General features: G+C 72.7%; 10 protein-coding genes, 1 rRNA gene and 1 pseudogene. 10 read left to right on the top strand and 2 right to left on the bottom strand.

What is annotated here, in order from left to right; all coding sequences use genetic code 11:
- From rrf to HNQ79_RS15035, 3 genes and pseudogenes are all read left to right on the top strand, one after another.
- Window positions 1–93, top strand: a 5S ribosomal RNA gene (gene rrf / locus HNQ79_RS15045); the annotation flags it as partial.
- Window positions 94–243: 150 nt separating this feature from the next.
- Window positions 244–1,332, top strand: a pseudogene (locus HNQ79_RS15040) (hypothetical protein); the annotation flags it as partial.
- Between the two features lie 585 nt (window positions 1,333–1,917).
- A complete protein-coding gene (locus HNQ79_RS15035; protein WP_229923795.1) occupies window positions 1,918–2,769 on the top strand; it encodes a tetratricopeptide repeat protein in 852 nt (283 codons plus the stop codon).
- Between the two features lie 68 nt (window positions 2,770–2,837).
- Here the strand turns inward: HNQ79_RS15035 and HNQ79_RS15030 are convergent, their stop codons facing one another.
- The gene (locus HNQ79_RS15030) at window positions 2,838–4,118 is read right to left on the bottom strand and encodes a DUF1015 family protein (protein WP_185031070.1); all 1,281 of its coding nucleotides are present in this window, start codon (window positions 4,116–4,118) and stop codon (window positions 2,838–2,840) included.
- 74 nt (window positions 4,119–4,192) lie between these two features.
- Here HNQ79_RS15030 and HNQ79_RS15025 point away from each other — a divergent pair, with 74 nt between their 5' ends.
- The 4 genes from HNQ79_RS15025 to HNQ79_RS15010 all read left to right on the top strand — a co-directional run bounded on the left by HNQ79_RS15025 (window position 4,193) and on the right by HNQ79_RS15010 (window position 8,516).
- Window positions 4,193–5,227 (top strand): HAD hydrolase-like protein, encoded by a 1,035-nt coding sequence (locus tag HNQ79_RS15025; RefSeq protein ID WP_185031068.1) that lies wholly within the window; start codon window positions 4,193–4,195, stop codon window positions 5,225–5,227.
- A gap of 303 nt (window positions 5,228–5,530) precedes the next feature.
- Window positions 5,531–6,589, top strand: coding sequence for a FecCD family ABC transporter permease (locus HNQ79_RS15020; RefSeq protein WP_373312643.1), 1,059 nt, complete (start codon window positions 5,531–5,533; stop codon window positions 6,587–6,589).
- Window positions 6,586–7,665 carry a FecCD family ABC transporter permease gene (locus HNQ79_RS15015; protein WP_185031064.1) on the top strand — a complete coding sequence of 360 codons (1,080 nt, stop codon included), beginning with the start codon at window positions 6,586–6,588 and terminating at the stop codon, window positions 7,663–7,665. Before HNQ79_RS15020 ends, HNQ79_RS15015 begins: the two co-directional genes overlap by 4 nt.
- Before the next feature lie 29 nt (window positions 7,666–7,694).
- A complete protein-coding gene (locus tag HNQ79_RS15010) occupies window positions 7,695–8,516 on the top strand; it encodes an ABC transporter ATP-binding protein (protein ID WP_185031169.1) in 822 nt (273 codons plus the stop codon).
- Here the strand turns inward: HNQ79_RS15010 and HNQ79_RS15005 are convergent.
- Window positions 8,500–8,850 carry an SCP2 sterol-binding domain-containing protein gene (locus tag HNQ79_RS15005; protein WP_185031062.1) on the bottom strand — a complete coding sequence of 117 codons (351 nt, stop codon included), beginning with the start codon at window positions 8,848–8,850 and terminating at the stop codon, window positions 8,500–8,502. The genes HNQ79_RS15010 and HNQ79_RS15005 overlap by 17 nt on opposite strands.
- A 43-nt stretch (window positions 8,851–8,893) precedes the next feature.
- On the opposite strand from HNQ79_RS15005, the gene HNQ79_RS15000 reads away from it, so the two are divergent.
- The 3 genes from HNQ79_RS15000 to HNQ79_RS14990 are packed head-to-tail and all read left to right on the top strand — an operon-like array spanning window position 8,894 to window position 10,993.
- Entirely contained in the window at window positions 8,894–9,214 is a 321-nt protein-coding gene (locus HNQ79_RS15000; RefSeq protein ID WP_229923793.1) for a hypothetical protein, read from the top strand.
- A 7-nt stretch (window positions 9,215–9,221) separates the two neighbouring features.
- On the top strand, window positions 9,222–10,037 hold the full coding sequence (locus HNQ79_RS14995; RefSeq protein WP_185031060.1) for a TlyA family RNA methyltransferase: 816 nt from the start codon (window positions 9,222–9,224) through the stop codon (window positions 10,035–10,037).
- A 50-nt stretch (window positions 10,038–10,087) separates the two neighbouring features.
- Window positions 10,088–10,993 carry an NAD kinase gene (locus HNQ79_RS14990; protein WP_185031167.1) on the top strand — a complete coding sequence of 302 codons (906 nt, stop codon included), beginning with the start codon at window positions 10,088–10,090 and terminating at the stop codon, window positions 10,991–10,993.
- Window positions 10,994–11,013: the final 20 nt, after the last annotated feature.

Genomic DNA, 11,013 nt, shown 5'->3' with positions numbered 1-11,013 from the left:
ACGCCCGGTTACATTCCGAACCCGGAAGCTAAGCCTTTCCGCGCCGATGGTACTGCAGGGGGGACCCTGTGGGAGAGTAGGACGCCGCCGAACAATCTTTCAAAAGGACCCTTGGTCCCAGCGTTCATGCTGGGACCAAGGGTCCTTTTTGTTTTTCTGCCCGAAGCGCGTCGGATGCCCGACTGCGCGAGAATGACTGCATTGCCCGAAGACTAGGAGTCACCCATGTCCACCAACTCTCCCGACGATCGTCCGGAGCGCGAGCCGCGTCACCGAGACAGTGGTGACCGGGGCGGATACCGCGGTGGTCGTGACAACGACCGTGGCCCCCGTCGTGATGACAACCGGGGTGGCGAGCGCGGCGGTTTCCGTCGTGACGACCGGCCCAGCGGTGCCGACCGGGGCGGGGACCGCAGTGGGTTCCGTCGTGACGACCGGCCTGGTGGGGACCGTCGTGACGACCGCGGCGGACGTCCCGCCGGCGGAGGCTACGGTCGCCGCGACGACCGTCCCGCTGGTGGCGACCGCGGCGGCGACCGTGGTGGGCGTCCCGCTGGTGGTGGCTTCGAGCGGCGTGACGACCGTTCCGGTGGCGGCGACCGTGGGGGCTTCCGTCGTGATGACCGGCCCAGCGGCGGTGACCGTGGTGGCGATCGCGGTGGGTTCCGTGGGCGTGACGACCGCGGTGGGCGTCCCAGCGGCGGTGGCTTCGAACGACGCGACGACAACCGTGGCGGCGAGCGCGGCGGCTTCCGACGCGACGACCGCCCCACCGGCGGCGACCGCGGGGGCGACCGCAGCGGGTTCCGCCGGGACGACCGTGGTGGACGCCCGGCCGGTGGTGGCTTTGAGCGCCGGGACGACCGTGGTGGACGCCCGGCCGGTGGTGGCTTTGAGCGCCGGGACGACCGTTCCGGTGGCGGCGACCGTGGCGGCTTCCGTGGCCGTGACGACCGGGCCGGTAGCGGACCGCGTCGGGACGACCGGCCGAGCGGGGACCGGGGCGGGGCCCGTCGCGACGACAACCGTGGCGCTGAGCGAGGCGGATTCCGTAAGGACGAGCGCTCCGGCGGTGGCTTCGAACGCCGTGACGATCGTGGCGGGGACCGGGGCGGGTTCCGACGCGACGACCGTGGTGGGCGTCCGGCCGGTGGTGGCTTCGAGCGGCGTGACGATCGTTCCGGTGGGGGCGACCGTGGGGGCTTCCGTCGTGATGACCGGCCCAGCGGCGGTGACCGTGGTGGCGATCGCGGTGGGTTCCGTGGGCGTGACGACCGCGGTGGGCGTCCCAGCGGCGGTGGCTTCGAACGACGCGACGACAACCGTGGCGGCGAGCGCGGCGGCTTCCGACGCGACGACCGCCCCACCGGCGGCGACCGAGGGGGCGACCGCAGCGGGTTCCGCCGGGACGACCGGGCCAGTGCGGGAAACCGTGGCGGGTTCCGTCGTGACGAGCGGCCGAGCGGGGAGGACCGCGGAGGATTCCGTCGTGACGACCGTGGTGGGCGTCCGGCCGGTGGTGGCTTCGAGCGCCGGGACGAGCGTTCCGGCGGTGGGTTCGAGCGGCGTGACGACCGTTCCGGTGGCGGCGACCGTGGGGGCTTCCGTCGTGATGACCGGCCCAGCGGCGGCGACAGTGGCGGATTCCGTGGGCGTGACGACCGGGCTCCGCGTCGGGACGACGACCGTGGGCCGCGTCGGGACGACCGTTCCGGCGGTGGCTTCCGCAGGCGGGACGACCGAGGTGGGGAGCGCGGTGGATACCGCGGTTCGCGCGATGAGCGCGGTGGCGAGCGTGGCGGCGACCGGGGTGGGTTCCGGGGCCGGGACGACCGTGACCGGGAGCCCGTCAAGCGGCTGCCGATTCCGGACGACGTCACCGGCCGGGAGATCGACCCGGACGTGCGCCAGGAACTGATGAGCCTGCCCAAGACGCTGGCCGAAGACGTCGCCAGGAACCTGGTGATGGTGGCCAAGCTGATCGACGACGAGCCGGAGGAGGCGTACGCGTACTCGCGCATCGCGCTGCGGCTCGCCTCGCGGGTCGCCGCCGTGCGGGAGGCCGCGGGCTTCGCCGCGTACGCGACCCAGCGGTACACCGAGGCACTGGCCGAGTTCCGGGCGACGCGTCGCATGACGGGCAGCGTGGAGCTCTGGCCCGTCATGGCGGACTGCGAGCGTGGGCTGGGCCGTCCCGAGCGGGCGATGGCGATGGCCGGTGAGCCCGAGGTGCAGAAGCTGGACAAGGCCGGTCAGGTCGAGATGCGGCTCGTTGCCGCCGGTGCACGGCGCGACATGGGGCAGATCGACGCCGCCATCGTCACGCTTCAGGGACCGGAGCTCGGCTCCACCTCCGTACAGCCGTGGACTGCCCGGCTGCGGTACGCGTACGCCGACGCGCTGCTGACGGCGGGGCGTGAGGACGAGGCGCGCGAGTGGTTCGCCAAGGCCGTGGAGGCGGACCGGGACGGCAGCACGGACGCTTCCGAGCGGCTCGCAGAGCTGGACGGGGTCGAGTTCGTCGACGCGCTGGCCGGTGACGAGGAGGATTCGACGGAGTCCGCCGAGGCGCCCGGGAGCGTGGAGGAGCCCGAGGCGGTGGCGGCCGACGAGGCCGCGGTCGCGGCCGACGGGACTGCGGGCGAGGAGCGCGCCTCCCAGTTGTCCGACGCACCGGAGTCCGACGCACCGGAATCGGCGGGCGGCACCGAGGTGGCGGAAGCCGCTGAGGAGCGCACCGAGGCCGAGGAGGAGAGCGACAAGGGCTGAGTGTGAGAAGGGCGGCGCCCCGGGATTTCCCCGGGGGCGCCGCCCTTTTTGCGTTTCGGTGGCCGGCCTCAGTCGACGACGAGGCTGCGCAGGACCAGGCCGGTGGCCGGCTTCGGGCCGAAGGAAGTGGACTTGCGGGGCATCGTGACGCCCTGACGGGCGAGATCGCGTACGACCTCCTCGCGCACGGGGTGCATGAGGACCGCGGTGGCGTCGTGCCGCTCGGCCTGCTCCACGGCGGCTTCCGTGTCGTGGATGTACGCGATGTCCTCGGGGGCGTCCGGGATGTGCCAGACGTGGGCGAGGAGCGTCTCGTGCAGGACGGTCGCGTCCAGGGTCCGCCAGGCCTCCGGCCGGTCCTGGCGGACCGTACGGGAGAGGAGGCCGGGGTCGGGGCGGTCCAGCAGGTGGTACGAGCCGTCGCCGGCCAGCAGGAACGCATTGCCGGAAGCGGCGGCTGCGGCCAGTGCTTCCAGGGCCTCGGGGAGGGTCTTGTCCAGGTGCCGTATGCGGAAGGAGTCGCCGACTGCCGCGAGGGCCTCGGAGACCGGCAGGCGGTGCAGCAGACGGTGGATCGCGCGGACCTGGAGCGGGTAACGGGCGGTGTCGACGAGGAGGACGAGGCCGAAGTCCCAGGGGGAGGAGGCGGTGCCGTGTTCCTCCTGGAGGCGGAGGTACGTCGCCCAGCGGTGGTGGCCGTCGGCGATGAGGGCCTGGTGGTGGGAGAGGTCCCTGCTGACGGCGGCGATCTCGGCCGGGTCGGTGAGGGACCACAGACGGTGGTGGAAGCCGTCCTCGGTGATGGTGGACAGGAGAGGGGGGCGCGAGAGGGCGGCGTCGATCGCGTCGGTGGTTCCGGACACCCCGTCGCTGCGGTAGGTGAGGAGGAGGGGCTCCAGGTTGGCGGCCGTGGCGCGCATCAGAGCGGCGCGGTCCTCGACGACGTGCGGCATGACGTCCTCGTGCGGCAGGACGACGCCCTGCTCACGGTGGGACAGCGCGAGCGAGCCGATGACGCCGCGCTGGAGGAGGTCGCCGCGGGACTGCTCGTACACGTACAGGGCCGGTTCGGCGTCGGGGGCGAGAACGCCCTCGTCGAGCCAGGTCCTGAGCGTGTCGGCGGCCTGCTCGTGGCGGGCGGACGCGGTGTCGGCCTGCGGGAGGATCAGCCGGACGATGTTGTGCGGATCCGCGGACTCCAGATGCAGCAGGCCGTCCGGGCGGACCACGACGTCGTACGGCGGTGAGGTCACGGCGGCCAGGCTGCCGACCTCCTCCGGGACATAGCGAAGCCCGCGCAGGGGGACCAGTCGCAGGCCGTGGTCCTCGGGCGGCCCAGGTGTGCTCATTGGTGCATGGTAAATGGGGTGGGCAGATGGGTGATGATCGGGGGAGAAGCAGCGGAACGAGGAGCGGAAGAGATATGGGCCAGCAGCCGAGCAGGACGCGTCCGGGCAACAGCGGGACGGCGCTGAGTGAGGCCTACGACACGGCACTGCTGGACCTCGACGGGGTCGTGTACGCCGGTGGCGAGGCCATCGCGCACGCGGCGGACGCGCTGGGTACGGCGCGGGACGGCGGTATGCACCTCGCGTACGTGACCAACAACGCGTTGCGCACCCCGGAGGCTGTGGCCGCGCATCTGACGGAGCTCGGGGTGCCCGCCCTGCCGAGTGACGTGATCACCTCCGCGCAGGCCGTCGCCCGGCTGATTGCCGATCAGATTCCGGCAGGGGCACGGGTGTTGGTGATCGGCGGAGAGGGACTGCGGGTCGCGCTGCGGGAGCGGGGACTGGTGCCGGTGGACTCGGCGGAGGACTCGCCGGCAGCGGTGGCGCAGGGGTACGGGGGACCGGACATGGCGTGGGGCCGTTTCGCGGAGGCCTCGTACGCGATCCGCGCGGGTGTGCCGTGGTTCGCGTCGAACACCGACCTGACCATTCCCGGTGCGCGGGGGATCGCGCCGGGCAACGGCGCGGCCGTCGAGGTCGTACGGATCGCCACGGGCGCGGAGCCGCAGGTGGCGGGCAAGCCGTTGCCGCCCATGCACCGGGAGACGATCCTGCGCACCGGGGCCCGACGGCCACTGGTCGTGGGCGACCGGCTGGACACCGACATCGAGGGCGCGAACGCCGGAGGCGTCGACTCGCTGCTGGTCCTGACGGGGGTGACGGACGCGGCGCAGCTGCTGGCGGCGGAGGCGAAGTACCGGCCGACGTATGTGGACGCGGATCTGCGGGGGCTGCTGGCGGGGCAGCCGGAAGTGCTTGCCGGGGAGGGGCGGTTCACGTGCGGGGGGTGGACCGCTTCGGTGCGGGGGGACGCGCTGGCGGTCGAGGGGGAGGGGCGGGAGATGGACGGGCTGCGGGCGTTGTGTGCGGTGGCTTGGAGTGAGGCGGGGTCGGGGGGGTGCGGGTTGGACGCGGGGGCGGCGTTGAAGAGGGTGGGGTTGGGGTAGGGGAGCGGGGCTCGCGGGGGGAGTCCCCCGGGCGGGGCTTGGCTTGGCGGGGAGGGTGCGGGGCGTGGGTGTGGGGGGTGCACCGTCCGGTGGGGGCCGCCCCCTTGTCTGCCCGTTCCGCCCTCGGGGGCGGCCCCGCCGCCCAAGGGCGCTGACCGTAAGGCGGTCGACGCCGCCCGAAGGGGCTACGGACGGGCTCGCGGCCCCGCTGCCCAAGGGGGCTGACGTAGGGCAACCCCGTCCACGGGGCTACGGGGGCGGGGCTGCTGGCCAGGAGATGGGTTAGGCTAACCTAACCGGGTGTTGGTCGACAGTCCCCCTGAACAGAGCGTGGAGCACGGCTCCGCTCCGTCCCCCCGGAACCTCCGGAAACGCAACGCGGTGCGGGCTGCCGGGTTGCTCGTTTCGCTGGGTGTTCTGGTGCTGGTGATGCTCGCGAGCATTGCCGTCGGCGCCAAGACGATCCCGTTCGGAGACGTGTGGCACGGGCTCGCGCACTACTCCGGCACCGGGGACGACGTGATCGTTCGGGATGTGCGGGTGCCGCGGACGATTCTCGGTGTCCTCGCCGGGGCCGCGCTCGGCACGGCCGGGGCGGTGATGCAGGGGCTGACCAGGAACCCGCTGGCCGAGCCGGGGATCCTCGGGGTGAACGCCGGAGCGTCCGCCGCCGTGGTGTCGGCGATCAGTTTTCTCGGGGTGACCTCGCTCACCGGGTATGTCTGGTTCGCGTTCCTCGGGGCGGGGGCCGTCTCCGCGCTGGTGTACGTGCTCGGGGGCAGCCGGGGGGCCACGCCGGTGCGGCTCGCGCTCGCCGGTACGGCGGCCACCGCCGCGCTCTACGGCTACGTCAACGCCGTACAACTGCTGGACTCGGCGGCGCTGGAGCGGCTGCGGTTCTGGACCGTGGGGTCGCTCGCGTCGGCCGACATGGCGGTCGTCGGAAAGGTCTGGCCGTTCATCGTCGCCGGACTGGTGCTCGCGCTGGTGCTCGCGCGGCCGCTGAACGCGATGGAGATGGGTGAGGACAGCGCCCGGGCACTGGGCGTCCATCTGACGAGGACCCGGATCCTGTCGATGCTCGCCGTGACGCTGCTGTGCGGCGCCGCGACCGCCGCGTGCGGGCCGATCGTGTTCATCGGGCTGATGGTGCCCCATCTGGTGCGGGCCATCACCGGGCCCGACATGCGCTGGATCCTGCCGTACGCCGCGGTGCTGGCACCCGTACTGCTGTTGGGCTCGGACGTGGTGGGCAGGGTCGTGACCAGCCCGTCGGAGCTTCAGGTGGGCATTGTGACGGCACTGATCGGCGGTCCCGTCTTCATCCACCTGGTGCGTCGGCGCAGGATGGGGCAGCTGTGAGTACCACCAAGACCGCCGAGAGGAAGCCCGCCGTACGGCGGTCCCCGGCTCGTGCGGTACGAACCCGTGGCGGTCTGTCGCTGCGGCTGGATGTACGGGCGGTCGTCGCGTCGCTCGTGATCACGGCCGTGGCGCTGGCCGCCGGCATCGTGGTCATCGGCAGCGGCGACTTCCCGATGACGCCCGGCGAGGTCGTCTCGACGCTGCTCGGCGACGGGCTGCCCGCCCAGGAGTTCATCGTTCGGGAGCTGCGGCTGCCGCGCGTGCTGACCGCGTTGCTGGTCGGTGCGGCCCTCGGCCTGTCCGGGGCCGTCTTCCAGTCGATTTCCCGCAACCCGCTGGGCAGCCCCGACGTGCTGGGGTTCGGGCAGGGGGCGACCGTCGGCGCGCTCGTCGTGATCGTGCTGTTCCAGGGGAACAGCTGGGCCGTCGCGGCCGGTGCGCTGGCCGGCTGCCTGCTGACGGGTGTGCTGGTGTACGTGCTGGCGTGGAAGCGGGGAGTGCACGGCTACCGGCTGGTGCTGGTCGGCATCGGCGCCGCCGCCATGCTGACCGCCGTCATGCAGTACCTGCTGACCAAGGCCGACCTGGTGGACGCGACCCGGGCGGTGCTCTGGATCACCGGCACCCTGGACGGGCGGGGCTGGGAGCAGGTGCTGCCGCTGGCCGCCGTCTGCGCCGTACTCGTTCCGCTGGTGCTCGGGCACGGGCGGGCGCTGCGGATGATGGAGATGGGCGACGACGCGGCGTACGCGCTGGGCGTACCGGTGGAGCGGGCGCGGGTGGTGCTGATCCTGTGCGCCGTGCTGCTGATGGGCGTCGCGACGTCGGCCGCCGGGCCGATCGCCTTCGTGGCGCTGAGCGCACCGCAGCTCGCACGCCGGGTGACGCGGTCGCCGGGGCCCAACCTGATGCCGTCCGCGCTGATGGGCGCGGCACTGCTGGTGGTCGCCGACTGGGCGGCCCAGCAGGCCTTCGGGGAGCGGCAGCTGCCGGTCGGAGTGGTGACAGGGGTGGTGGGCGGCTGCTATCTGCTGTGGCTGCTGGTGACGGAGCGCAAGGCGGGACGGATATGAGCAGGAATGACGTCAGGAGCGGTACGTCCATGCAGCGACTCGTCGCGGAATCGGTGACCCTCGGCTACGACGAGCGGATCATCGCGGAGGACCTGTCGGTCGAGATACCGGACAACTCCTTCACGGTCGTCGTCGGGCCCAATGCGTGCGGCAAGTCGACGCTGCTGCGCGCCCTGTCGCGGATGCTGAAGCCCGCACAGGGGCGGGTCCTGCTCGACGGGCAGGCGATCGGGACGATGCCCGCCAAGAAGGTCGCCAGGACGCTGGGACTGCTGCCGCAGTCGTCGGTGGCACCCGACGGGATCACGGTCGCCGACCTGGTCGCGCGCGGACGCTACCCGCACCAGGGGCTGCTGCGGCAGTGGTCGCCCGAGGACGAGCGGATCGTCGAGGAGTCGATGGCCGCGACCGGAGTCGGTGAACTCGCGGAGAGGTACGTCGACGAGCTGTCCGGCGGCCAGCGCCAGCGGGTGTGGATCGCGATGGCGCTCGCCCAGCAGACGCCGCTGCTGCTGCTCGACGAGCCGACCACGTTTCTCGACATCCAGCACCAGATCGACGTCCTCGACCTGTGTGCGGAACTCCACGAGACCCAGGGGCGCACGCTGGTCGCCGTACTCCACGACCTGAACCACGCCGCGCGCTACGCCACGCATCTGATCGCGATGCGGGACGGCAGGGTCGTGGCCGAGGGGGCGCCGGCGGACGTGGTCACGGCGGATCTGGTGGAGCGGGTCTTCGGGCTGAAGTGTCAGGTCATCGCCGATCCGGAGACCGGGACGCCGCTGGTGGTACCGGCGGCGCGGAAGGCCCGTACCCGCGTCGGCGCGTCGGTTACAGCAGCTTCCTGAGGTGCAGAAGGTCACGGAAACCGGCCTCCAGCCGAACCCGGCCGGACGCCCAGGCCTTCGCGAAGTTCAGGCCCCCGTCGACCAGTGCGACCAGATCGTCCCCGGTCATCGCCAGGCGGATCTGGGCGCGCTCGCGGGGCGGGCCGGGGGTGGTGTCGTCGACGGTGATCCGGCCGTCCGTCAGCCGGCCGGTGAAGGTCGTGTCCAGGTCCGTCACGTGGCAGCTGAGCGAGCGGTCGAAGCCCGCGACGCCGCGCACGCCGTCGTGTTCGGACCGGGTGAGATTGTCCGAAAGCCTGTCGAGTGCGCCGCGGCACTCCTGAGTGGTCGCCATCAACGCCGACCGTACCTCAGGGCTTCGGGGTAGCGTCGTGACCATGGACCCCAAGGAAGCACAGGGCGGCGGAGCAGCGGCGGGAGCCGCCGCTGCCGGGAGCGCCGGGGCGGCCGGCACGGCGGCTTACGACCCGGCCGCCCCGGCGCCGCTCGGGGTCGCGCGCGGCGCGACCGGGCACTACGAGGTGGACGCCGCCCTGGAGCGGCTGGCCGATGTCGACCACCTCACGGCGGACGGGCACGTCGGGGTGTACGAGGATGTACACCGGGGGCTGCGCGAGACGCTCACCGCACTCGACGCACGCCCGGGACCTCCGGCGACCCCTGCACCAGGGGCTTCCCCGCACGACATCAGGAGCTGAACGAGAAGTGGCAGGAGTGGCACGCCGCCGCCTGGACGCCGAGCTGGTCCGCCGGAAGCTCGCCCGTTCGCGGGAGCACGCGAGCCAGCTGATCGCCGCGGGCCGGGTCAAGGTCGGCGGTGCGGTGGCGAGCAAGGCCGCGACGCAGGTCGAGACGGCCGCCGCGCTGGTGGTCCTCAAGGACGACGACGACCCCGACTACGTGTCGCGCGGCGGGCACAAGCTGGCCGGCGCGCTGGCCGCGTTCACCCCGCTGGGGCTGACGGTGGAGGGGCGGCGGGCACTGGACGCCGGGGCCTCCACGGGCGGCTTCACGGACGTACTGCTGCGGGCCGGCGCCGGGCACGTGGTGGCCGTGGACGTCGGCTACGGCCAGCTGGCGTGGTCGTTGCAGTCCGACGGGCGGGTCACCGTCAAGGACCGTACGAACGTGCGCGAGATGACCCTGGAGACGATCGACGGGGAGCCGGTGGACCTCGTCGTCGGTGACCTCTCGTTCATCCCGCTGGGGCTCGTGCTGCCCGCGCTGGCGCGGTGCGCGGCGCCCGACGCCGACCTGGTGCTGATGGTCAAGCCGCAGTTCGAGGTCGGCAAGGAGCGGCTCGGCAGCGGGGGAGTGGTGCGCAGCACAGAACTGCGGGCCGACGCCGTACGGAACGTGGCCCGCCAGGCGTGGGGACTCGGGCTCGGCGTGCGGGGCGTGACGGCCAGTCCGCTGCCCGGCCCGTCCGGAAACGTCGAGTACTTTCTGTGGCTGAAGGCCGGTGCACCCGAGCTGGACCCGGCGGACGTGACTCGTGCAGTGGCGGAGGGGCCTCGGTGACCACAACAGGGACGACCGGAACGTCGGGTGCGCCGGACGCGGCACGGGTACTGGACCCCGCCGCGGAACGCACCGTGTTCCTGCTCGCGCACACCGGGCGGCCCGCCGCCATCCGCAGCGCCGAACTCGTCGTCGAAGGCCTGATCAAGAGCGGCCTGGGCGTCCGGCTGCTGGAGTCGGAGGCGGTCGACCTGCCGCTGCCCTCCTCCGTGGAGACGGTCGTCGAGGCGACCCCGGACGTCCTCGACGGCTGCGAGCTGCTGATCGTCCTCGGCGGTGACGGCACGCTGCTGCGCGGCGCGGACATCGCCCGCGCCTCCGGAGTGCCGATGCTCGGCGTCAACCTCGGCCGGGTGGGCTTCCTCGCGGAGGCGGAGCGCGACGACCTGGACAAGGTCGTCAGGCGGGTCGTCTCCCGGTCGTACGAGGTCGAGGAACGCATGACGATCGACGTCCTCGTGCACAACAACGGGGAGGTGCTGCACCGCGACTGGGCCCTCAACGAGGCGGCGGTGCAGAAGGTCTCGCCGGAGCGGATGCTGGAGGTCGTCCTGGAGATCGACGGGCGGCCGGTCACCGGTTTCGGCTGCGACGGGATCGTGTGCGCCACGCCGACCGGCTCCACGGCGTACGCCTTCTCGGCCGGCGGACCCGTCGTCTGGCCGGAGGTGGAGGCGCTGCTGATGGTGCCGATCAGCGCGCACGCCCTGTTCGCGAAGCCGCTGGTGACCTCGCCGACGTCGGTGCTGGCGGTCGAGATCCAGCCGCACACCCCCGCCGGGGTGCTGTGGTGCGACGGGCGGCGGACGGTGGAACTGCCGTCAGGGGCCCGAGTGGAGGTGCGCCGGGGCGCGGTGCCGGTACGGCTGGCACGGCTGCACCAGGCGTCGTTCACCGACCGGCTGGTCGCCAAGTTCGCACTTCCGGTGTCGGGGTGGCGCGGGGCGCCGCACTGAACCGCGGTGCGGGTTCCGGC

The sequence above is a fragment of the Streptomyces candidus genome, from assembly GCF_014207445.1.
GTDB classification, from domain to species: Bacteria; Actinomycetota; Actinomycetes; order Streptomycetales; family Streptomycetaceae; genus Streptomyces; species Streptomyces candidus.
This window is presented reverse-complemented; position numbering and strand designations above follow the sequence as displayed.

What these genes read in the sequence shown, in the direction of transcription:
- HNQ79_RS15035 (WP_229923795.1), top strand. Translation starts at nt 1,918, where the DNA reads ATGAGCCTGCCCAAGACGCTGGCCGAAGACGTCGCCAGGAACCTGGTG.
- HNQ79_RS15030 (WP_185031070.1), bottom strand. Translation starts at nt 4,118, where the DNA reads ATGAGCACACCTGGGCCGCCCGAGGACCACGGCCTGCGACTGGTCCCC.
- HNQ79_RS15025 (WP_185031068.1), top strand. Translation starts at nt 4,193, where the DNA reads ATGGGCCAGCAGCCGAGCAGGACGCGTCCGGGCAACAGCGGGACGGCG.
- HNQ79_RS15010 (WP_185031169.1), top strand. Translation starts at nt 7,695, where the DNA reads ATGCAGCGACTCGTCGCGGAATCGGTGACCCTCGGCTACGACGAGCGG.
- HNQ79_RS15005 (WP_185031062.1), bottom strand. Translation starts at nt 8,850, where the DNA reads ATGGCGACCACTCAGGAGTGCCGCGGCGCACTCGACAGGCTTTCGGAC.
- HNQ79_RS15000 (WP_229923793.1), top strand. Translation starts at nt 8,894, where the DNA reads ATGGACCCCAAGGAAGCACAGGGCGGCGGAGCAGCGGCGGGAGCCGCC.